Source organism: Marinomonas maritima (assembly GCF_024435075.2).
GTDB classification, from domain to species: domain Bacteria; phylum Pseudomonadota; class Gammaproteobacteria; order Pseudomonadales; family Marinomonadaceae; genus Marinomonas; species Marinomonas maritima.
Map to the genome: position 1 here is coordinate 674,380 of NZ_JAMZEG020000001.1, position 20,922 is coordinate 695,301.

Consider the following 20,922-nt stretch of genomic DNA (forward strand, 5'->3'; position numbering starts at 1 on the left):
CATGTCATTAAACAGAAATAACGTGTGTTGGGGTCAAGATTGCTTGTAATGGCACGTCCCAACCCTCCACTGGCAGGCTGTTAACGTGCTGGCAATCGTGTGCTAAACCGATCAGCAGTGGCGCTTCATCTGTTCTTTTATTAGCAAAGGTTCTGTCATAGAAACCGCCCCCCATGCCAAGGCGTCCGCCTTCTGAGTCAAACCCAACTAATGGCAACAGCACAATGTCCAGTTCATTCCCTGAAAGGTAATTCGTCGTGATGGGTTCGTTGATGCCATAGACATTTTCTTGCCAAACCGTATCTGTGGAGTAAAGCGCAAAGGTGAGTTGTTTTCCTTGGATGACGGGGAGGTAAGTTTGAATGTTTTGTTGCCAAAAATATTCGCATAATAAATGAGGTGAAATCTCACCGTCGTTCGCTAAATAAAGTGCAATTCGTCTCGCATCAACTATTTGTGGGTTGCTAAATTGTTCTTTAAAACAGGAGAGCAGTGCTTTAGCGGCGTTCAATTGCTGATCTGGCGATAAGCTTCTTCTGGCCTGGCGTAATTGACGACGAAGTGTTTGTCTAGAATCTAGATGTGAGGTCATAAAAGAGTTTCCCAAGTTGCCGTCTCGGCTATTGGCCTTGAACCCAGTGGTTCAAGGTGGAAAGAACTGTGATTTTTTAGGCTTTCCGACGCACGGACATGCACACCAAACCAACAGGCTCTCTCCGGGGTATTACTCATAGGCTCAAGGGCGTTAAGCCGCTTCGAACAACCCAGGAAACGAACTCAAGTATAAGGTAATTCATTGTGTAAATCACTCTGTAGTCTCATTCGTTTTCTGCACTGTATGAAGAAAATTCGTGTTCTGGGCTTGCAATCAAAAAAGTAGATCAAAGAATAAACCACGAGTGATTATTCATTAACCAACTTTGTTTGATGCGTTAATGCTGCATCAAGCTGCGACGTCAGCTCTCGCAACTGTTGCTCGTTGGAACGAGCGTATTTTTGATTAGAAAGCATATCGTGAGTAATATTCAATGCCGCCAGTACGGCAATTTTTTCAAGTCCGACGATTTTTCCACCGGCCTTAATTTCGCGCATTTGATTATTCAAATACTCCGCCGCTTCTTTCAAATCTGCTTCGTGCCCTTTAGGGCAATTTATCTTATAAGTTTGTCCCAGTATGGCGACTGAAACGGTTGGCTTATCCATATTGACTCCATTTGATAGCAAGGCCCACAAAAAATGGTCTGTTTTTCCATCATTGGGTAGCGAATGGCATTTTATGCTGCGAGTAAATTCGTTACAATTCCGAATCACCTTTATCCACACTGTTTATAGCAAATTGACGCCAATATGGAAATAAACCCGATAGTTTCAAAGATAAAAGACCTTTCTTCTCGTGCTTTAACCCTACGGGGGTATCTTTGACTACGAGTCAAAGAAAGAACGTCTAGAAGAAGTTAACCGTGAACTGGAAGATCCAGAGGTCTGGAACGATCCAGACTATGCCCAAAAACTAGGTAAAGAACGTGCCTCATTAGAAGCCGTTGTAGAAACGCTAGACAGTATGGAGTCAGGTGTAAATGACTCCAAAGAGCTGTTGGACATTGCGGTCGAAGATAACGACGAAGATTCCGTGGAAGCGGTTCGACTTGAGCTGGAAGAGCTTGATGCTCTGTTGGCTAAGTTGGAGTTCCGTCGCATGTTTTCCAAAGAGATGGACGAAAGCAGCGCCTTCTTGGACATTCAGTCTGGCTCCGGTGGTACCGAAGCACAAGATTGGGCCAATATCCTATTGCGTATGTATTTACGCTGGGGTGAAGACAAAGGCTTTAACGTCGAGCTGATGGAAGTGTCCGCTGGCGATGTGGCAGGTATTAAATCTGCCACCATTCGCTTTGAAGGCGACTACGCTTTTGGTTGGTTGCGGACTGAGACTGGAGTGCATCGTTTAGTACGTAAATCACCTTTTGACTCAGGTAATCGTCGTCATACGTCTTTTGCGTCTGTCTTCGTGTCACCTGAGATCGATGATAACGTCGAGATTGATATCAATCCGGCTGATATTCGTACAGACACTTACCGCTCATCTGGTGCCGGTGGTCAGCACGTAAACACCACCGACTCGGCGGTACGTATTACGCACATACCAACAAACATCGTTGTGCAATGTCAAAACCAGCGGTCACAGCACGCCAACCGTGACTTTGCGATGAAGCAGCTTCGCGCTAAATTGTACGAATTTGAAATGATGAAACGTAACGAAGCCGCCAAAGCGGTAGAAGACAGCAAATCCGATATCGGTTGGGGCAGTCAGATTCGCTCCTATGTATTGGATGCATCGCGTATTAAGGATTTGCGTACTGGAGTGGAGAGCTCCAATACAGGTGCCGTGCTAGATGGCAACTTAGACCAGTTTATCGTTGCAAGTTTAAAGCAGGGCCTATAAAGCGCCGTTCCATTTTGAAAAACTTATAAGAGCAGATAGCAAAATCATGGCTAACGAAAATAACACAGAATCTACCGTACAATCTGACGACAACCGTTTAGTAGCGGAGCGCCGCGCTAAATTGGCGGCGATTCGTACAGAGCGCAATGCGTACCCAAATGACTTCCGTCCAAATGCCTATGCAGCGGATTTACAAGCGGAATTTGGTGACATTGAAAAGCCAGCATTGGAAGAAAAAGACCATAAAGTCAGCATCGCCGGCCGTATCGTACGTAACCGTGGCGCGTTCATGTTGCTACAAGACATGACAGGTCAAATCCAAGCCTACGTAAACCGTAAAGCCTTGTCTCCTGAATTGCTTGCCGATCAAAAAACATGGGATTTAGGCGATATCATTGGTATTTCTGGTCCTGTGCATAAATCCGGTAAAGGCGATTTGTATGTAGACATGCAAGAAGCACAACTCTTGACCAAATCACTGCGTCCATTGCCAGACAAGCACCACGGTTTGTCTGACATGGAAATGCGTTATCGCCAGCGCTACGTTGATTTGATTGTAAACGAAGAATCTCGCACTACGTTTCAAATGCGTTCAAAAATTATTTCTACCATTCGTCGTTTCTTAGAAGATCGTCGTTTCATGGAAGTGGAAACGCCAATGCTGCAGACGATTCCAGGTGGGGCAACCGCGCGTCCGTTCGTTACGCATCATAATGCGATGGACATGAATATGTACTTGCGTATCGCGCCTGAGCTTTACTTGAAGCGTTTGGTTGTGGGTGGTTTTGAACGTGTGTTCGAGATTAACCGTAACTTCCGTAACGAAGGCACATCGACTCGTCATAACCCAGAATTCACCATGATCGAATTCTACCAAGCGTACGCAGATTACAACGATCTGATGGACCTTACTGAAGCTATGTTGCGTGATGTTGCTGAAAAAGTATTGGGCACAAAAACTGTGACGTACCAAGGGTCTGAATACGACTTTGGCGCGCCATTTGTTCGCATGACTATGTTGGAGTCTATTCTTCATTACAACCCAGAATTGACTGCGGCAGATCTTGAATCATTAGAAAGTGCCACAGCGGTAGCGAAGAATCTAAAAATCGACGTGAAACCGATTTGGGGTTTGGGCAAACTTTGGACAGAAATCTTTGAAGAAACGGCTGAGCACAAATTAGATCAACCGACTTTCATCACAGAATACCCAGCAGAAGTATCCCCATTGGCGCGTCGTAATGACCATAATGATTTCATTACAGACCGTTTTGAATTCTTCGTGGGCGGACGTGAAATCGCTAATGGTTTCTCGGAATTAAATGATCCAGAAGACCAAGCGGAACGCTTCCAACGTCAAGTGGCTGAAAAAGACGCCGGTGATGACGAAGCCATGCATTACGATGCAGACTACATCAATGCACTGGAATATGGCTTACCGCCAACAGCGGGTGAAGGTATCGGTATCGATCGTTTGGTGATGTTATTCACTGATGCGCCATCTATCCGTGACGTATTGTTGTTCCCTCATATGAAGCCTCAGGACTGATCCTAGGCCGGACAGTGACTGACAAAAATTCTAATGTATTTATAAGGCCTCAATTGAGGCCTTATTTTGTTTCCATACTCTATTTTTGATGACGTACAACGGAGCATTCCATGAGTCGTTTTTGGACAGATAAAATCGCTTCTCTTGACCCTTACGTGCCAGGCGAACAACCGCAAGATAAAAAATACATCAAGCTTAACACCAACGAAAGTCCATACGCACCGTCATCCAAAGCGTTAGACGCCATGGCGGCTGAAGTCAGTGAGCGCTTACGCCTTTACCCAGATCCAAACTGCGTGACGCTGAAGAACGCTTTGGCTAAGTCTTACCAGCTCGATGCAAACCAAGTCTTTGTTGGTAACGGCTCAGATGAAGTATTGGCGTTGGCTTTTATGGGGTATTTTGCTGGTGGTAAACCATTGGCGTTTGCCGATATTACCTACAGCTTCTATAAAGTGTATGCAGGCTTATACAGCATCGAACCAAAGCTTATTCCACTGAACGACGATTTCGACATTGTTCCAACGGACTACCATAGCCTAGACGTATCTGGCGTGGTCGTTACCAACCCCAATGCGCCAACGGGGAAAGCGCTGCCTTTAGCGGATATTGAGGTCATTCTGAAAGCCAACCCAAATGTGGTTGTGCTAGTAGATGAAGCTTATGTTGATTTCGGTGCGCAAAGTGCTTCGACCTTGATCAACCAATACCCAAATCTATTGGTAGTGCAAACCTTGTCGAAATCTCGCGCCTTGGCAGGAATTCGAGTGGGTTACGCATTGGGTCATCCCGACCTGATCGAAGGGTTAGAGCGCTTGAAGAACTCTTTCAACTCGTACCCAATCGATCGTATCGCCTTGGCTGGCGCGACGGCTGCTGTAGAAGATGAGGCCTATTTAAAAGAGATTTGCGACAAAACCATCGCGACTCGTGAACAAACTGTCAAAGGCCTCGAAGCGCTTGGTTTTAATGTACTACCCTCGGCGACTAACTTCGTCTTCGTGACACACCCAGACAAAAACGCCGAGCAAATCTACCTCGCGCTAAAAGAACAAGGCATCCTCGTGCGTTTCTTTGGTAGCAACAAACCACGTATTGGCAACTACCTACGCATCACCATCGGCACAGACGAAGAAATGGCCGCATTAACAGCAGCGCTGAAAACATTGTAAAAATCGCCTTCCTTCACCGTGCTTTGTAGAGCATGGTGAAGGAGGCATGATCGTAATCTGGCGAAGAAAGCAACGCTTTCATTGTCTAGTGGGTCGGGTCTTCAGACCGACAATGGATTTTGTTTCCATTCAAACGCTTTGTATCCCCGACCTTTTTTCCGCTCTGCTGAGCGGGTAACTTTTGCCCAGATCCGCAAAAGTAACCAAAAGGTCTCTTTAAGATCTTTAATGCCTCCTTTTCTTCGTAGGAACATGATTTTCACCTACGCTCCTTTTATCGTAAGGCATCGATTGTTTATTTGGTGAGGATAGGTCGTCAAACAATGACCCTGAAACGCCATAAAGTCGCGCAACTTCGTCGCTTCGAACCGATTTTATCGGAATTTCAAGAGTGGAAAGCTAAGGGGGGTAGGCCTGTATGAGGGAGGTACGACCGTAATCAGGCGAAGAAAGCGTAGCTTTCATTGTCTAGTGGATCGTGGCTTTAGACCGACGCGGAATTTAGGTTCCATTCAAATGCTTTGTATTCCCAACCTTTATTCCGTCCTACTGGGTGAGTAACTTTTATCAACGTCGTCGTATCAACGGACTTCCTCGGGATTACTTGTAGGGTTGCATTAGGGAGGTACGACCGTAATCTACCGTTGAAAGCAACGCTTTCATTGTCTTGTGGGTCGGGTCTCCAGACCGACAATGGATTTTGTTTCCATTTAAACGCTTTGTATTCCCAACCTTTATTCCGCTCTGCTGAGCGGGTAACTTTTGTCCAGAGCCACAAAAGTAACCAAAAGGTCTCTTTATCGGACTTTCAGCCCAAACGTCTCATTTACTTTTTTAATATTCGTTTAGCAAGACGACTTATATCGTAAGGCATAGATTGTTTATTTGGTGAGAGATAGATCGCCAAACAATGACCCTGAAACGCCATAAAGTCGCGCAACTTCGTCGCGTCGAACTGATTTCTTCGAGATGAAAATTAAAACGCAATTTATGGGTGGATATACAGTCTATTTTTGAAATGAACGCACTTTTGCACGTTTAACCATTTTAAATAAACCAGTTGTGCGTGTTTTGTACTGGTGAAAAATTAAAAAATCCTTTAGTGTTAATGGGTAAGGATATTTTCAGCTAAAATAACGTGTTGTGGGTAAATGACATAACGCGCATGCTTGTTTTTCCAGTTTTAGTTTTTGTTAATAGCTTAATAAAGTTCTTATTATTTATGGCTTTATGATGATATTTAGAGGCTTTACGAAATGTCTAAACGCGCATGCGCACTATTAAACTGTTAGTTTTTAGGAGTGGATAATGCAGTATGCTGCGGCATTAATAGAATATTTAATTACAGGTATTATTTCTCTCATATGGATAGGCTTATATTCAAATCAATATATTGATATATCTGCGCAAAACATCAAAGACTATAAGGAGGTTATTGTTATTTCTATATTTCCTGTGGCTTATATTTTAGGTATATATGTCGATGTTTCATCATCATATTTATTAAAGCGGTTTAATAATATTGCGACATTTATAGGGAAATATTTATCTTGCCCAAACTGGTTAAGAACCACATCAAATTTTATATTAGGTACTTCAAAGTCAGAACCTTATAAGCGTAGCGCAGAAATTTTATCTCACTCTGCATCTGACACTATCAAAACAATGGAGGCATATGTAAGTCGAGATCGTATCGCTAGGGGAATGGCGTTAAACTCCTTTATGTGTGGTTTAGCTTCATACCTTTTTCTTTCAGGTGACGTAAAGTGTACTGCTATTAATTACTGTATAGTAATTTTTGTCATTTCTATTTGTGCTTGGTTCAGATTACGTAGGTTATCTAAGGCCTTTAAAACTCAAGCATTAATACAATTGCGCAAACGTGAAGAAAATAAAAACTAACAAGCACATCAAAAAACGCTCCACTTTGTTACGCTGGACGTCGCTGACGCTCCGCCTTTTATGTGGGCGTTAGCTGTTCTGATTAATTCGAATTCCAAGTGATTATCGATGAATAGAAATGAAATTAAATTAATGGAAAAAGGTGAGCTTCACGTTCATTTAAATGGATTGGTGAGTACTGATGTGATTCGAAATTTGTTAGTAAGAGATAGATCTGATTTGCCTTCTGGATTTGATCTAGAAAGAGACTTGAATATCTCACTACCCGCAGACTCTCTGGAGTCATACTTGAAACCTTGGCAAGTGTTACGACTTATACCTAAAAGTAGGAGATGCCTTGGTTTGATAGTGGAAAGTGCTTTTCTAAATTTGAAATCTCAGAATATTACATTTGTTGAGATTCGTAACAGTGTTATTTACTTGGCATTGCTAAATAAAATTTCAGTAGATGAAGCATTGTACTGGGTTATATCTGAAATTGAAGATGCGTCTGAAAAACACAAAATCAACGCAGGTTTGATTTTGACAGTTTCTAGAGGCGATTACGCTCCTGAGCACTTGCGATCTCTTTTGGGAGCATATGCAAAACTAGGTAGGCCGAGTACTGTTGTTGGGCTTGACTTGGCGGGCAATGAAGATATTTCATCCCCAATTGAAACTGGTTCACTTTTTTTATATGCAAAAGATAAGTATGGACTTAAAGTGACAATTCATGCCGGAGAAACCGGAAGAATTGAAAATATAACTAGCGCAGTTAATGAATTTGGCGCTGACAGAATTGGTCACGGGACTGCTGCATCAAAATCAGTTGAGGTGATGGAATTATTGAAAGATAGGGATATATGTATTGAAGTTTGTCCCATTAGTAACAGACTGACGAATGCAGTAAATGAAAGTGAGCCACATCCTGTTATTGACTTTATTGATAATAACGTTCCGTTTGTTATATGTTCTGACAATCCCTCAATACATTCATCGAGCCTTACTGAAGACTATTTAGAATTTTATCGTGAGACAAATTCGTCACAGCATTTGCGCGATATGTATAGTAATCAAAAAAAATATTGTTTTATTAAGGGGTTGTATGGAAATTAACTTCGTTACAAAGAATCCCCATAAAGCCCGAGAAGTGGAAGCCATTCTTGGGGATATTGGTGTTTCTATAGTTCACGCGCCTTTAACAATTCATGAAATACAGACAGAAGATATTAACCATATCGTAAGGGATAAGGTTTTAAAGGCGTTCACTCAAGTCGGACGCCCTGTATTTATCGAACATACAGGACTGTATATTGACAGCTTACAAGGCTTTCCTGGCGGCTTAACCCAAGTGTTTTGGGATAAATTAGAAGCAGAAAAATTCACTGAACTATTTGGAGGGTTAAAAAACACCTCTCTAACCGCAAAAACCGTCATTGCATTCTGCGACGCCAAAAAAGTATATACGTTTGAAGGGGCTATAGAGGGAAATATTGCGCCTGAGCCAAGAGGGAATAAAGATTTCCAATGGGATTGTGTCTTTATCCCAAAGGGCTTTGAAGAGACATTTGCTGAGATGGGAGAAAAAAAGAACGATATTTCAATGCGCAAGAAAGCCTTCGATAATTTTCGAGAATTTCTTGTATCGGAGGTTCTGTAATGGATGATCTTATAGCTTCATATCGAGAAAAAAATGTCATCCTTTTTGTCGGTGCAGGAGTATCGAAAAATCTTGGTCTTCCCACATGGTCAGAACTAATAGATCATATTGCCGTTGAGTTGGGATATGACCCCGAAATATATAAGTCTTTCGGAAATGACTTGGCCTTAGCAGAATACTATAGGGTAAAAACAGGAAGTATTGGCCCACTCAGAAGCTGGATGGATACTAATTGGCATTCTGCCAATGTAGATTTACAAGGATCTGAGATACACAAACTCATTGCAAACTCAAAGTTCCCAATGGTTTACACCACCAACTATGATAGGTGGCTAGAAAAATCATATGAGCTGTACAACAAGAAATATACAAAAATTGCTGGTGTATCTGATATTGCAAAGATCAAAGATGGCGTGACTCAAGTTATTAAATTCCATGGTGATTTTGATAACGATGAAACTATTGTACTTGATGAGTCTAGTTACTATGAGCGCTTAGAGTTTGAGACTCCTTTAGATATAAAACTTAGGTCGGATGTTCTAGGGAAATCTGTTTTGTTTATTGGGTATAGTCTAACTGATGTGAATCTTAGGTTTCTTTTCTACAAGTTGGCTAAATTATGGAAGTCTAATAATGGTGGTGGCGTTCAGCCTCGATCATATGTATTCACGCATAGACCAAACCCCATTCAAGAAACAATATTAGATCAATGGGGCATTAAAATGCTTACATCAAAAGAAAGCGATCCGAAAAAAGCACTATTGGAATTTCTGAGAAAGTTTCAGTAATGCAGCTAAAAAACGCGTCAATCAGGACGCTCGCAAGCTCGCGCCTATTACGCGGGCATTGGCCTTCAAAGGTATCATCATGCAGACATTAGAGTTAAAAATCCCACCAGTTGTTCAGGTGTTTGTTACGGCAAGCCTTATGTGGGCATTGGTGGTTGCTGTTCCGAGTCTTGATTTCACTTTGTCCGCGTCTTCGCTTGTTGCAATAGTGTTTGCGGCAATTGGTGTTGCTTTTGCGTTACGTGGCGTATTGGAGTTTCGGTCAGCGGGCACAACCGTCGACCCGCGAGTACCAGATCAATCCGTTAGCCTTGTCATTCGCGGAGTCTATCGAATAAGTCGAAACCCGATGTACGCTGGTTTTTTGCTTGTTCTGATTGCTTGGGGAATGTTTCTGAGCAATCTGGCAAGTTTTGTGCTGCTTCCAGTATTCGTTATTTATATGAATCGGTTTCAAATCGCTCCAGAGGAGCGACATATGAGAGAGAAGTTTGGTGAGGCTTACCGCGAGTATGAAGCAGAGGTGCGCAGGTGGATTTGACGCCCAACAATTTTTCAAGTGCGCTTTCGGCACGGCACATTAAGGTTGTTTTATGTCCGCTGGGCTCAATGTACGTAACGATAAGCTGATGGGGTAGTGATCTGAAGAGTTAATGTGTGTATGTACTTGCACATCAACGGCTTCTAATCCGCGACAGTAAATATGGTCAAGGTGCTGAAATAAATGGTTTATCCTTGGTTTACGTATCATTTCCACTTCTTCCAGCAAAAACGAGGTGGCGAGTTCATTAAAATAGTTCAACCTTTTCCCATTCCACGTATTAAAATCCCCTGCTAATAATATGGGGCCATCATGATGTTCCAGCGTTTGAGACATTTGATCCATATGCGCTTTGAATTTTTCGAACGAAACAAAGTTGATCGCGTGGACATTGATAACGAGTAATGACTGTTTAAGGTGGTCTAATGGGTACACGGTTGCCAGCAGCATCTTTTTTGTTTTTGTAATGGGTTCGCCGTGGGCTGATGCTGAAAAATAATGCTTTTCTGCTGTAACCGTTGATCCGGTTTTAACGCCTGTTTCGATACTGGTTTTGACGCTCATAAAGCTGCTCGCCATAATCCACTGGTGCTCTGATGACGCATTAAAAAGGTTGTCGAAAGAGGAATTTAAAACGGCTTCCTGCAAGAGAATTAAATTTTTATCATGAATGAGCGTTGTAAAATCTTTCAACCAGCCTTTTTTTCGACATTTAAAAACATTCCACACTAATATTTCGATGTTTGGCCCTAGTGCCTGATTGGGTGCACTGCCCATGATTTTGAGCGATTCAACTTTGCTGTATCGACTTTTCATCATGAGGATATGGGCCTTTATTAAAAATTATGATGGTAAGGTGCTGCGCATTGCATTACAGATAGGGTGAGAATAAACGAAACAAGTTATTACGAATTTTTTTGTAGATGAGTAAGTTATCCATTTCATCCTCGGTAACGAGGCTTGCGTTGCGTTTCTTTAAATTAAACAGCTCGGTTAGTTGTGTGTTGAGCGCCGTATCAAAACATTCTAGGTTAATCTCAAAATTGAATTCGAGGCTTCTTGCGTCCCAGTTAGTGGAACCTATAAAGGACCAAATGTCATCAATAATGACCACTTTACTGTGATCGAAAGGCCGCTTGTTTTTGTATATCTTTATGCCGTGTTCCATTATTCTTGAAAAATTGGCTTCCATCACCCAGTCGACAAATGGAATGTTACTGTGCTCTGGCACTATGATGTCGATTGACACACCTCGTAATGCGGCGGCATGAAGCGATGTCATTAACGTTTGGTCCGGGATAAAATAGGGCGTTATGATTTTTACGCTTGTTTGTGCGCAAACCAATGCGTTGATTAATGTCCATCGTATTCTATTATGATGTTCATCAGGACCATCTTGAATGACTCGCGCAACGACGCAGTGATTGTTTTTTTGTTCGAGTGCATTTGGATTAAAACGGGGAAATTGAATTAATTCACCTGTCGCAAACCCCCAATCCTCTGTAAATACTTGACTGATCTGGTCAATCACGGGACCTGTGACTTTAAAATGCACATCATCAATGGGGTGTGTTGCAGATTTCACCAGATTGTTCTTACTGACGTTTAGCCCTCCAATGTAAGCAACTTCACCATCAATACTGAGTATTTTCCTATGGTTTCTTAGATTGATAAAGCGAATACCTGTCAACGAAATAGCGGGTAAAAAGCGGGCAGTATTAACTCCGAGTTTTTTTAACGCACGGTCTGATTTGTGCCAGCTGTAACCAATGCCAATGCCATCTAATAAAACGTTCACAATGACACCTCGTTGATGCGCTTCTGCTAACGCGTTAACGAATTGACGTCCAAGTGAATCGTAGTCAAATATATAACTTGATAAGACAACATGCCGTTTTGCGTTTTTAATTGATTCAATCATGGCGGGGTAGGCTACATCACCATTAATGAGCGGTTCAACTCGGTTATCGGCAACATAATTCACAGGATGAATGTTATATCCGGCAATGATGGCCGAATTCCAATGTTTGGGGAGATGGTTAAATTTGTTAATTTTTTTTGAATGGTGGCAATGTTTTTTAAACGTTTGTGGGTGTTTTTTTTGCGCCAGACGCTTGATACGATTTATTCCAAAAAGCCAATAAAACAAGCTTCCTACAACAGGTGAAAGTATAACAAGACCAATCCAAGCCAGTGAGGTACGTTCGTTTTCTTTGAATAGTAGTACATGCAACGAGGTGAGAAGCGATAAGCCAACGTGAAAAATTACAATGATGGTGACCCAATGGAAGTAGACCCATTCAACCAATGCTTCAACTATTTGCATAAAATTCACTCAAATAATGTGCTGCTAAACCCATTATGGAAAATAAACGATGTGATTAACGACATCGACTTCTAACACTTATTTTATGATGTTAGGTTGCATCATCACATAAATGGATAAACCATAATATAACACCCATAGAATAATGGGATAGGGAGAGCGCAATAATGCAAAAGAGCCGCACACCAGTGAGTATAAATGAACAATAACCGAGACATCATAGCGCGTCTGCGCGAGCATATACCATCGTTTGAATGTACACCGGGTTGCCACGATTGTTGCGGGCCAGTAACGACGTCTTCAGAAGAAATGTCGAACCTCCCAGTGAAAACAGACGCTGAACATGACGCCGCATTAGAGAATTTTACCTGCGTGCATTTGGGGCCTAATGGTTGTGAGGTGTATGACGATCGCCCACTAATCTGTCGATTGTTTGGCACAACCCCGAATATGGCTTGCCCTAACAGCTGTCGTCCAAAAAACATGGTTGACCCTGATATTGAGGATCAGGTCCATTACTACATTGCTAACACACGACAAGTGTTGGTGTAGATTATCAGTAGTGTGTTTAAAGCTCGACTCATGTGCCGTTGTTTGACAGATTACTAAGAGGTACAAACGCTCGCATTAAACACTCCACCACTGATGGTCTTTGCCGTCGCGGCGATTAGTCTGCTTGTACTTTCTATTTTCATGTTTAACTGAACTAAAAAGCGCTTATTGACGTAACAGCTTTCTATAGCGATAAAGTTTAGGGAAGCGGTATGCAGTTTAGTGTTGACGAACAATCAAGAATATTAGAGATGGCTTGGGAAGATAGAACGCCATTTGAAGCGATTGAACACCAGTTTGGTTTGAATGAGAAAGCGGTGATCAAACTCATGCGAAAGAGCTTAAAACTTAGTAGTTTTAAATTGTGGCGAGAGCGTGCCAGCGGACGAAAAACGAAGCATTTACTGCTTAGATCGTCTAGTGTGAGCAGAGGCTACTGCCCAACTCAATATAAGCAACGTTAGGCATTACACTACTTTTGGTTGTTGATGAAGTTTAAGAATTGGTATTTTTATCACCTTAAAACGTCAATTCGAGTAACGCCTGTAAAATATTAACTAATGGATATTTCATTATTATTCTCTTATGAATCAATCTTCTTTGTCAGAACAACATACGACAGAATCACTGGCGCACTTGCTCAGCAGAGTAGCTCAAGAAGACCGTCACGCTTTTTCTGAATTATATCAATCCACTCATCGGAAACTTTTTGGTATTGTTTACCGTATCTTAAAGCGTCAGTCCTTATCCGAAGAGGTATTACAGGAGGTTTATCTAAAGATATGGGAAAAGGCATCGGCATACGATATCCATGTAGCATCGCCCATTACTTGGATGGCGACGATTGCACGTAATCGTACTATTGATGAAGTGCGAAAAAATCAACTCCCCGATAGTGATATTGATGTGGACTTTGACTTGATAGCCGATGATTCGATGACACCAGACGACTCTTTTGCAAAGAGTCGAGAACTATTAACATTAGAGGCTTGTTTAGCTGGGCTCGAATCGCCTAGATCAGAGATGATTAAGGCGGCTTATTTAGACGGATATTCTCGTCAGGAGCTTGCCGAGCGTTTTAATCAACCGTTAGGAACGATTAAAACTTGGCTGCATCGCGGTATTAAACAGCTGCAAGGTTGTATGAATCTATGAATAACGATGAAGAAACATCTATCCACACATTGGCAGCAGAATATGTGCTTGGTACTTTAGAAAAGACTGAGCGCGACGCAGTAGAAGTGCGCCGAAAAAATGATCCATTGCTTGATCAAGCAATAATTAACTGGCAAGCACATCTTGCTGGATTAAACGACTATGTACAGGACGCTGAACCCAGAAAAGGTTTATTCAATGAGATTCTTAATAAACTTGATAAGCCTTCAGACAAAAAAGTAGAGAGCGTGGCATCCATAAACACCGTAACGTCGGCAGTCGTCGTCGAGATGGAAGCCATGCGAGTTAAATTAAAACGTTGGCGTTTTTCGGCGTTTAGCGCCTCTGCTATTGCAGCGTGCCTTGCGATTTTTATGGTAGTGAAACCACCCGTTGAGCCGACAGTTCAAGCCAACTCGCCTTTTGTGGCGGTGTTTCAGGCAGATGATAGCCAGCCTGCTTTTATTATGTCTCTAGATATTAATACTCGCCAACTTACAGTTCGCCCTGTCATGGCTCAAGGTCAAGCAGGGAAAACCTATCAGTTGTGGATTAAATCTGACGACATTGGCCCCGCGCCACGTTCTTTAGGGTTGTTAGCGAATGTTGCCAACCCAATCCAGAAGCAAATTGACTATGATCCTGCGATCATTCGTCATGCGACGTTTGGTATAAGTGTCGAACCAATGGGCGGGTCGCCGACAGGTGTGCCAACTGGTCCTGCGATTCATGGCAGATTGTACCCAACATCACTTTAATGGACTGCCATCTTTAATTACGGTCTGTTTAATCGATTAATACTTCTAAAAAAATCAATCTTAAAAGGTTGGTTTTTTTTATTGTTGTTGTTTTAGAATCTTTTATCTCTCATTCATTCGGTCAAGAGACAATTTTTAAAAATACGAGAGCTTATTTTTTGATAGATTTTTTTGTGATGTCTATTTAGGGAGGGATATGGAAATTCAGCAAGTTGAGCTTGTGGATTTAGAGTCCGTGAAGCGTTTTATTAGCCAAGTATCTGAAATTGATGTGTTGCCTAATTTCAATGATCAGGGAAAAGCTGAATACAAATCGCGTGTTCTGCCTGACGTTGTTATGGCGTTTGATACTGAACGTTTTCAGACACTAAAAGTTATCTTCGCAGGTGAGATCATTGGCTTTGGTGCGTTACGTGATGGTAATTACCTTACCCACTTATTTGTGTCTAAATCGATGCAAGGCCAAGGGGTTGGTAAACAGCTACTTAGCACTTTATTAAATACGACTGACACTAAAGAGATCAATCTGCGTTCGTCAATCAATGCCGTTGGTTTTTATGAATCTTATGGATTTGAGGCTACCGGCAATGAAGCTGAATTTAATGGCATTCGCTTCGTTCCCATGCGGTTGATACGTCAATGATTTAATAGAAGGAAGCTTCTTTTGTCTGAGTTAAAAACAATGGGTCTTTTTATGGTGACAGCACTGGCAGAAATTGTCGGCTGTTACCTGCCTTATCTTTGGTTGCGTGATGGAAAAAGCATTTGGCTATTGGTGCCTGCTGCGTTTAGTTTGGCGGTCTTTGCTTGGTTACTGACATTGCATCCAACCGCCTCAGGAAGAGTGTATGCAGCCTATGGCGGCGTCTATATTTTCATGGCTGTTTTATGGTTGTGGGTGGTAGACGGCATTCGCCCAACGACGTGGGATATGATTGGGTCTGGTGTGGCACTGTTAGGAATGGCAATTATTATGTTTGCGCCGCGGTCAGCATGATTTTTTTGATGTTATGTTTGATTTCGCAAATGATTTTATTTAATGCTTGTCGAATGTAGGCATTTTTTTATGTTTCGTTTTGCGCAAGCGGAAAATGCTCTCGATAGCTCACTTCGAATGTGATCTGCAGAATAATACATGGTGTAGCGATATTTTAATTGCGGCTTAAAGGGGCGAGTTACAACATTTAATCCTGTCCACATACTAGCGTTAAAGGGATCTAAGAGTGCAATACAGAGCCCTGCAGCTACCATTCCATATCCTGAAAGAGAGCGCTGAGTCGAAAATTGTGATCGGATTTTAATGTTGTGTTCTTTCAACAAGCTTTTGTGGCTATGCCATTCCATACCGTCCTCATCAACTAATTTTAGGAGGTTTTCATCATTTAAATCTGTAGGCGTTATGACATCCTTTTGTGTTAAAGGGTGGTTTTCTGGTAAAACGCATACCCAATCAACATTGATTAACGGTTCTTCAATAAAACCCGAATGATAGTCTACGTGATTTGTAAGAATCAGGTCATATTTAGCGTGTCTTAATCCTTTCATTAATTGATCAACACTGTCTGTGAGTAAACTGATGTGAACATCTGGATTTTCATCAACAAAGTGACGGATTAGGGTCGGAGTTAATTGAGTCGCTAAAGCTGGAGTTGAGCCAATTGTCAGACTTCCATGGGTTGAATGTTTTAAATTATCCGCAAAATTCTCCAAATGATGAATACCATGAATAACCCCTTTTACTTCTTTATAAAAAGCCATTGCCTCGGCTGTTGGAATCATTCTTCCTCTTTGTTTTTGGAACAATTCAAAGCCAATGTTTTCTTGTAGATCTTTGATAAGTCGACTGATTGATGGCTGGGATACTTGTAGTGTAGTGGCAGCTTGAGAGAAAGAGCCTTTCTCAATAACCGCTAAAAATGCTTGAAGTTGTTTGTATTGCATCGTTATAGCTCATAGTTTTTTCGAATACAACTATACATAAATGGCTATTGTTCGAATAGTTTATATGTGAAATATTAATCCTTAATTGAGATGGTTGTTTATGAATTCGCAAAAAATGTGGATATAAAAAAATAAGATGTGGAGATCTATTGTGCCGGATATTAATGAAGACAAAAGCTATTCGAGTCAGATAAAAGATAAGCAGGCTTGGTATCTAAGGATGCCTGATCCAATGGTGCTGATATTTTATATTTTGTTAGTGGCCAGCGCGCTTTCTTGGATAGTACCAAAAGGAGCTTATGATCTAGAAAAGGTTGACGGTCGGCAACGAGTGGTTGCAGAGTCGTTTCATTATTTAGCTGAGGATGCCAGTAGTATCACTCTTGCTTCTGTAGTGAATAATGTTTTTGATATTTTTGTCGCCATCCCACAAGGGCTAATTCAATCCGCGCAGTACCTGTTTATTGTGTTTATTGCTGGTGGTCTTTTTAATATTTTATATCGCACTAATGCGTTGGAAAATTTTGTCGGTACATCGGTTAAGCGAATCGGCCTTAAGCGCGGTAACTTACTTATCTGGTTATCAACCTATTTATACGGTGTGTTTGGTATCACCGTTGGTTTCGAAAACAACATTGCTTTGGTGCCCGTAGCATTGTTGGTATCCACTGCACTTGGTTATAAAAATCTTGTTGGTGCCTGTATTGCGATAGGTGGTATTGGAATCGGTTTTGCGTTGTCTCCTATTAACCCATATACCGTTGGGGTGTCGCAAAGTATTGCGGGCTTACCTATTTTTTCTGGTGCTTTGCTACGTTGTGTTCTGACCTTTTTATCTTTGAGTCTATTGGCTTGGTACATCACAAAGTTTGTTGCGCCAAAATCCAAAGCAGAAGAGTCTTCGTCAGATCAATTGCCAAAACAGCTCGCTGACTATCGTATGAACTCTCGTGATATCTGCGTGATGTTGGTTTTTTTAGCAGGTATTGTGATTATAGCGGGGTGTTCTTATCTTGCTGGAGTTGGTGTGTTAGGTCGAAGTTGGTACATCAAGGAAATTACTGCCGTCTTTATCGTTATGTCGATTGTTATTGCTGCAATTTGTCGAATCGGCGCAAATCAGTATGTAAAACATATGATTGATGGGGCTTCAAAGGTAACGGCTGGCGCTTTAGTTATTGGCTTGGCTGCATCAATCAAGGTTGTGCTTGAAGATGGTCAAATCATTTACACCATAGTTCACACATTAAATTTGTTGATCGATTTCATGCCGGATGCACTCATTGCAGTCACTATTAGTGTGATTCAAGGGGTTATCAACTTGTTTATTCCAAGTGGTTCTGGTCAAGCTTTAGTAACGATGCCAATTCTTATTCCACTTGCTGATTTGGTTGGCATTAGTCGTCAAGTAATGATTCTGGCGTTTCAGGTTGGTGATGGTATTACCAATTTAATCATTCCAACCTCTGGCGGCACTTTAGCAATGCTGGCACTGGCGAGAGTGGGCTTTTCTGAATGGGTGAAGACTATTTTTCCTGTTATTTTGATGGTTTACGCGCTTAGTTGGGTATTTCTTATCTTTGCTCAGTACACGAACTGGTCATAAGTTTTAATTAAATGGTGTCGCCACAATGGATGCTGCGCGGCGCTTAGGAGATATAAGTAAATATGAAAAAAATACAGCGCATCGCCTTAATTGGCGGCACACACGGAAATGAATTATCCGGTATTTATTTGGTAAAAAAATGGTTGGCTCAACAAACGCTGAAGCAATGGAATGCATTGGATATTACTGCTCGGATTGTTAATCCAAGAGCCTGCGAGCAATCTGTGCGTTACATTGAAACAGATCTGAATCGCGAGTTTGATATAGCCGATCTTGAGAATATCAATAAGACTGGCTACGAAGCGCTATTGGCAAAAAAGCTTAATATTGAATTTGGTCCCAAAGGTAATTCGCCTTACGAAGTTTTGATTGATTTGCATAATACAACATCAAATATGGGGGCTTGTTTGATGTTGCAACGTAAAAATGCCTTCACAATTTTGTTAGGCGGTTATGTAAAACACCATATGCCACACGCCAATATTTATTTTCAGGATAATGTGCCAGAGGAAAAACAAAATTTTTTGCTTACGGTGGCCCAGCAAGGCGTAACGGTTGAGGTTGGGCCTCAACCAAATTCAGTGCTTCAGCAAGAAACCCTGGATTTAATGGAGTTGATGACAAGGCATATTTTGGACTTTGTTGAACTTCGCAATAATGGGACAACTTTAGTTATACCGGATGAATACGATGCTTTTCAATATGCTGGCAATCTAAGTTTGCCAATCGATGATAATGGGCAAAGAGAAGGCATGGTCTCTCGCCAGATTGATCAAAAAGATTTTCAACCTATAGAGCCAGGTCACGTGGTGATGGAAACATTTTCTGGTGAAAAAATCACTTGGCAGGGGGATTATACTGCTTATCCGCTTTTTATTAATGAAGCGGCATACCATAAAAATCATAGTGCAATGACACTTTCACGTAAGTTTGTGATGTCTTGTCGTGATTATAAATAATGTCATTTCTATACAAGGTCAGAGCTAACTCTGACCTTGTATAAAATTTTTTTTGATTTAAGGCATGTTACTTTGAGCGGCTATTTAGTAAGCGCCTTCACTGTATATAAGCTCATAGCTGTGGCTGTAGATTTCTAGGATATTACCGAATGGGTCTTCCATGTAAATCATGCGGTAAGGCTTAGTGCCAGGATAGTAATAACTAGGTTTTTCCATACGCTTTTTACCGCCCGCTGCAACAATACGCTCTGCCAGTTCTTCAACATTTGGATCTTGAACGCAAAAATGAAAAATGCCTGTCTTCCAATACTCAAAATTATTTTCTGGGTTAATTTGGTTTTTAAATTCAAATATTTCGACGCCTACTCGGTCGCCTGTTGATAAGTGGGCGATACGAAATTTCTCCCAGCCTCCACCAAAAACCTCAGTACACATTTCACCAATAGGGCTTTTGTCTTCTGTGATGTCTGTGGGTTTCATAATTAAATACCATCCCATGACTTGCGTGTAAAACTCGACGGCTTTGTCTAGGTCCGGTACAGAAATACCAATGTGTGAAAAATTACGTGGGTAAACATTGCTCATGATTTTTTCCTTTGTTGAGGTTTTCTGTAGGTTACAAATCCATAAGCATTAAGTAAAATTATCGTTTGAAATGTCTATGAGTATATTTTGTAATGATCAATCCACTTTGGTTGCGTAGTTTCTGTACTTTGGTTGATGTTTCGCACTTTACTCGTACTGCTGAGCAGTTAAATATGACGCAATCTGGTGTCAGTCAGCATGTTCGTAAACTAGAAGAACAACTTGGGCGGCCGTTATTAATTCGTCATGGTAAACAGTTTACCTTGACGGATGCTGGCGAGCGTTTGTATCAAGAGGGACGAATCGTTCTGAGTGGTTTAGCCGAGCTTGAAAAGCTTGTTGGAGATGATCCTGCCTTTGACGGATTGGTGCGTGTGGTATCGCCGGGCAGCGTTGGCCTTAAGTTGTATCAACAATTGCTGCTTCTGCAAAAGAAACACCCCAAGTTGGTCATAGATTATCGTTTCGCGCCAAATCGAGAAGTCGAACGATTGATTTCTGAACACAAAGTAGATATTGGTTTCATGACCAGTTCATCGATGATGAATGAGGTTCATATTCAGCCGATAGGAGAGGAGGAGTTGCTTTTGGTGACGCCTCACACTGTTCAATCACCAAGTTGGGTGCAATTACAAACATTAGGGTTTATTGATCATCCTGATGGAACTTATCACGCAGGTTTACTACTGGGAGCTAATTACCCTGAATTTGAGGAAGGTCAGACTTTCGAGCGATCGGGTTTTTGTAATCAAATTAGCTTGATTCTTGAACCTGTTGCCATGGGATTAGGCTTTACCGTTTTACCTCGTCATGCCATTGCGGCCTTTAATAAGCCCGACAGCATTTGTGTCAATCAATTACCCAAATCGGTTACCGAGACACTTTATCTTGGCGTGCATCGAAACAAGCTGTTACCACGTCGAGTTCATACGGTGTTAGATGAAGCGAAGCGCTGTTTGAAATAAAAAAACCACGCTTATCGTCAATACAAGCGTGGCCTTATGAT

Annotated in this window: 23 protein-coding genes and 1 other RNA gene; 17 read left to right on the top strand and 7 right to left on the bottom strand. The window is 41.6% G+C overall.

Annotated features, from left to right (window positions below; genetic code table 11):
* Positions 1–7: 7 nt before the first annotated feature.
* From M3I01_RS03290 to M3I01_RS03300, 3 genes are all read right to left on the bottom strand, one after another.
* Entirely contained in the window at positions 8–592 is a 585-nt protein-coding gene (locus M3I01_RS03290; RefSeq protein ID WP_255894156.1) for a 5-formyltetrahydrofolate cyclo-ligase, read from the bottom strand.
* A gap of 4 nt (positions 593–596) precedes the next feature.
* Positions 597–774, bottom strand: a non-coding RNA gene (ssrS, locus tag M3I01_RS03295) — 6S RNA.
* A gap of 129 nt (positions 775–903) precedes the next feature.
* Complete coding sequence (locus tag M3I01_RS03300) at positions 904–1,203, bottom strand: cell division protein ZapA (protein ID WP_112140691.1); 300 nt, start codon at positions 1,201–1,203, stop codon at positions 904–906.
* Positions 1,204–1,347: 144 nt separating this feature from the next.
* Between M3I01_RS03300 and prfB the strand changes: the two genes are divergently transcribed.
* The 8 genes from prfB (at position 1,348) to M3I01_RS03340 (ending at position 10,034) form a co-directional block, all read left to right on the top strand.
* Positions 1,348–2,443, top strand: a protein-coding gene (gene prfB / locus M3I01_RS03305) for a peptide chain release factor 2 (RefSeq protein WP_112140689.1) whose coding sequence is annotated in 2 segments (ribosomal slippage) — positions 1,348–1,419 and positions 1,421–2,443 — 1,095 coding nt in all. Because the reading frame shifts where the segments join, the coding sequence is not laid out codon by codon here.
* 46 nt (positions 2,444–2,489) lie between these two features.
* Complete coding sequence (gene lysS, locus M3I01_RS03310) at positions 2,490–3,992, top strand: lysine--tRNA ligase (RefSeq protein WP_255894157.1); 1,503 nt, start codon at positions 2,490–2,492, stop codon at positions 3,990–3,992.
* 110 nt (positions 3,993–4,102) lie between these two features.
* The gene (gene hisC / locus M3I01_RS03315; protein WP_255894159.1) at positions 4,103–5,164 is read left to right on the top strand and encodes a histidinol-phosphate transaminase; all 1,062 of its coding nucleotides are present in this window, start codon (positions 4,103–4,105) and stop codon (positions 5,162–5,164) included.
* A 1,308-nt stretch (positions 5,165–6,472) separates the two neighbouring features.
* Complete coding sequence (locus M3I01_RS03320; RefSeq protein ID WP_255894160.1) at positions 6,473–7,066, top strand: hypothetical protein; 594 nt, start codon at positions 6,473–6,475, stop codon at positions 7,064–7,066.
* Positions 7,067–7,174: 108 nt separating this feature from the next.
* On the top strand, positions 7,175–8,161 hold the full coding sequence (locus tag M3I01_RS03325) for an amidohydrolase family protein (protein ID WP_255894161.1): 987 nt from the start codon (positions 7,175–7,177) through the stop codon (positions 8,159–8,161).
* Positions 8,151–8,705: a non-canonical purine NTP pyrophosphatase gene (locus tag M3I01_RS03330; protein ID WP_255894163.1), complete on the top strand. Its 555-nt coding sequence runs from the start codon at positions 8,151–8,153 to the stop codon at positions 8,703–8,705. The genes M3I01_RS03325 and M3I01_RS03330 overlap by 11 nt, the downstream gene beginning before the upstream one ends.
* Complete coding sequence (locus M3I01_RS03335) at positions 8,705–9,493, top strand: SIR2 family NAD-dependent protein deacylase (RefSeq protein WP_255894164.1); 789 nt, start codon at positions 8,705–8,707, stop codon at positions 9,491–9,493. Before M3I01_RS03330 ends, M3I01_RS03335 begins: the two co-directional genes overlap by 1 nt.
* A 79-nt stretch (positions 9,494–9,572) precedes the next feature.
* A complete protein-coding gene (locus M3I01_RS03340; protein WP_255894166.1) occupies positions 9,573–10,034 on the top strand; it encodes a methyltransferase family protein in 462 nt (153 codons plus the stop codon).
* 39 nt (positions 10,035–10,073) lie between these two features.
* Here M3I01_RS03340 and M3I01_RS03345 read toward each other — a convergent pair whose 3' ends face one another.
* On the bottom strand, positions 10,074–10,853 hold the full coding sequence (locus M3I01_RS03345; RefSeq protein ID WP_255894167.1) for an endonuclease/exonuclease/phosphatase family protein: 780 nt from the start codon (positions 10,851–10,853) through the stop codon (positions 10,074–10,076).
* Positions 10,854–10,905: 52 nt separating this feature from the next.
* Positions 10,906–12,360 (bottom strand): cardiolipin synthase, encoded by a 1,455-nt coding sequence (cls, locus tag M3I01_RS03350; protein WP_255894168.1) that lies wholly within the window; start codon positions 12,358–12,360, stop codon positions 10,906–10,908.
* Between the two features lie 198 nt (positions 12,361–12,558).
* Here cls and M3I01_RS03355 point away from each other — a divergent pair, with 198 nt between their 5' ends.
* The 6 genes from M3I01_RS03355 to M3I01_RS03380 all read left to right on the top strand — a co-directional run bounded on the left by M3I01_RS03355 (position 12,559) and on the right by M3I01_RS03380 (position 15,822).
* A complete protein-coding gene (locus tag M3I01_RS03355; protein ID WP_255894169.1) occupies positions 12,559–12,912 on the top strand; it encodes a YkgJ family cysteine cluster protein in 354 nt (117 codons plus the stop codon).
* A gap of 212 nt (positions 12,913–13,124) precedes the next feature.
* Positions 13,125–13,376 carry a TIGR03643 family protein gene (locus M3I01_RS03360; RefSeq protein WP_255894171.1) on the top strand — a complete coding sequence of 84 codons (252 nt, stop codon included), beginning with the start codon at positions 13,125–13,127 and terminating at the stop codon, positions 13,374–13,376.
* A gap of 121 nt (positions 13,377–13,497) precedes the next feature.
* Positions 13,498–14,067, top strand: a complete 570-nt coding sequence (locus tag M3I01_RS03365) for a sigma-70 family RNA polymerase sigma factor (RefSeq protein ID WP_255894172.1) — start codon at positions 13,498–13,500, stop codon at positions 14,065–14,067.
* The gene (locus tag M3I01_RS03370; protein WP_255894173.1) at positions 14,064–14,825 is read left to right on the top strand and encodes an anti-sigma factor; all 762 of its coding nucleotides are present in this window, start codon (positions 14,064–14,066) and stop codon (positions 14,823–14,825) included. Before M3I01_RS03365 ends, M3I01_RS03370 begins: the two co-directional genes overlap by 4 nt.
* Positions 14,826–15,021: 196 nt before the next feature.
* Entirely contained in the window at positions 15,022–15,468 is a 447-nt protein-coding gene (locus M3I01_RS03375) for a GNAT family N-acetyltransferase (RefSeq protein ID WP_255894175.1), read from the top strand.
* A 21-nt stretch (positions 15,469–15,489) separates the two neighbouring features.
* Positions 15,490–15,822 (top strand): YnfA family protein, encoded by a 333-nt coding sequence (locus M3I01_RS03380; RefSeq protein ID WP_255894176.1) that lies wholly within the window; start codon positions 15,490–15,492, stop codon positions 15,820–15,822.
* Positions 15,823–15,857: 35 nt separating this feature from the next.
* Here the strand turns inward: M3I01_RS03380 and M3I01_RS03385 are convergent, their stop codons facing one another.
* Complete coding sequence (locus tag M3I01_RS03385; protein WP_255894177.1) at positions 15,858–16,766, bottom strand: LysR family transcriptional regulator; 909 nt, start codon at positions 16,764–16,766, stop codon at positions 15,858–15,860.
* A gap of 151 nt (positions 16,767–16,917) precedes the next feature.
* On the opposite strand from M3I01_RS03385, the gene M3I01_RS03390 reads away from it, so the two are divergent.
* Together M3I01_RS03390 and M3I01_RS03395 are read left to right on the top strand one after the other, a co-directional pair.
* Positions 16,918–18,372, top strand: a complete 1,455-nt coding sequence (locus M3I01_RS03390) for a YfcC family protein (RefSeq protein WP_255894179.1) — start codon at positions 16,918–16,920, stop codon at positions 18,370–18,372.
* 62 nt (positions 18,373–18,434) lie between these two features.
* On the top strand, positions 18,435–19,331 hold the full coding sequence (locus M3I01_RS03395) for an aspartoacylase (RefSeq protein WP_255894180.1): 897 nt from the start codon (positions 18,435–18,437) through the stop codon (positions 19,329–19,331).
* Positions 19,332–19,415: 84 nt separating this feature from the next.
* On the opposite strand, the gene M3I01_RS03400 is transcribed toward M3I01_RS03395, so the two are convergent.
* Positions 19,416–19,916, bottom strand: coding sequence for a lactoylglutathione lyase family protein (locus tag M3I01_RS03400; RefSeq protein ID WP_255894181.1), 501 nt, complete (start codon positions 19,914–19,916; stop codon positions 19,416–19,418).
* 92 nt (positions 19,917–20,008) lie between these two features.
* Here M3I01_RS03400 and M3I01_RS03405 point away from each other — a divergent pair, with 92 nt between their 5' ends.
* A complete protein-coding gene (locus M3I01_RS03405) occupies positions 20,009–20,881 on the top strand; it encodes a LysR family transcriptional regulator (RefSeq protein WP_255894182.1) in 873 nt (290 codons plus the stop codon).
* Positions 20,882–20,922 lie beyond the last annotated feature (41 nt).

What these genes read in the sequence shown, in the direction of transcription:
- M3I01_RS03400 (WP_255894181.1), bottom strand. Translation starts at nt 19,916, where the DNA reads ATGAGCAATGTTTACCCACGTAATTTTTCACACATTGGTATTTCTGTA.
- M3I01_RS03340 (WP_255894166.1), top strand. Translation starts at nt 9,573, where the DNA reads ATGCAGACATTAGAGTTAAAAATCCCACCAGTTGTTCAGGTGTTTGTT.
- M3I01_RS03405 (WP_255894182.1), top strand. Translation starts at nt 20,009, where the DNA reads ATGATCAATCCACTTTGGTTGCGTAGTTTCTGTACTTTGGTTGATGTT.
- M3I01_RS03375 (WP_255894175.1), top strand. Translation starts at nt 15,022, where the DNA reads ATGGAAATTCAGCAAGTTGAGCTTGTGGATTTAGAGTCCGTGAAGCGT.
- M3I01_RS03330 (WP_255894163.1), top strand. Translation starts at nt 8,151, where the DNA reads ATGGAAATTAACTTCGTTACAAAGAATCCCCATAAAGCCCGAGAAGTG.
- M3I01_RS03320 (WP_255894160.1), top strand. Translation starts at nt 6,473, where the DNA reads ATGCAGTATGCTGCGGCATTAATAGAATATTTAATTACAGGTATTATT.
- cls (WP_255894168.1), bottom strand. Translation starts at nt 12,360, where the DNA reads ATGCAAATAGTTGAAGCATTGGTTGAATGGGTCTACTTCCATTGGGTC.
- M3I01_RS03395 (WP_255894180.1), top strand. Translation starts at nt 18,435, where the DNA reads ATGAAAAAAATACAGCGCATCGCCTTAATTGGCGGCACACACGGAAAT.
- lysS (WP_255894157.1), top strand. Translation starts at nt 2,490, where the DNA reads ATGGCTAACGAAAATAACACAGAATCTACCGTACAATCTGACGACAAC.
- M3I01_RS03290 (WP_255894156.1), bottom strand. Translation starts at nt 592, where the DNA reads ATGACCTCACATCTAGATTCTAGACAAACACTTCGTCGTCAATTACGC.
- M3I01_RS03365 (WP_255894172.1), top strand. Translation starts at nt 13,498, where the DNA reads ATGAATCAATCTTCTTTGTCAGAACAACATACGACAGAATCACTGGCG.
- M3I01_RS03385 (WP_255894177.1), bottom strand. Translation starts at nt 16,766, where the DNA reads ATGCAATACAAACAACTTCAAGCATTTTTAGCGGTTATTGAGAAAGGC.
- M3I01_RS03335 (WP_255894164.1), top strand. Translation starts at nt 8,705, where the DNA reads ATGGATGATCTTATAGCTTCATATCGAGAAAAAAATGTCATCCTTTTT.
- M3I01_RS03370 (WP_255894173.1), top strand. Translation starts at nt 14,064, where the DNA reads ATGAATAACGATGAAGAAACATCTATCCACACATTGGCAGCAGAATAT.
- M3I01_RS03325 (WP_255894161.1), top strand. Translation starts at nt 7,175, where the DNA reads ATGAATAGAAATGAAATTAAATTAATGGAAAAAGGTGAGCTTCACGTT.
- M3I01_RS03345 (WP_255894167.1), bottom strand. Translation starts at nt 10,853, where the DNA reads ATGATGAAAAGTCGATACAGCAAAGTTGAATCGCTCAAAATCATGGGC.
- hisC (WP_255894159.1), top strand. Translation starts at nt 4,103, where the DNA reads ATGAGTCGTTTTTGGACAGATAAAATCGCTTCTCTTGACCCTTACGTG.
- M3I01_RS03300 (WP_112140691.1), bottom strand. Translation starts at nt 1,203, where the DNA reads ATGGATAAGCCAACCGTTTCAGTCGCCATACTGGGACAAACTTATAAG.
- M3I01_RS03360 (WP_255894171.1), top strand. Translation starts at nt 13,125, where the DNA reads ATGCAGTTTAGTGTTGACGAACAATCAAGAATATTAGAGATGGCTTGG.
- M3I01_RS03355 (WP_255894169.1), top strand. Translation starts at nt 12,559, where the DNA reads ATGAACAATAACCGAGACATCATAGCGCGTCTGCGCGAGCATATACCA.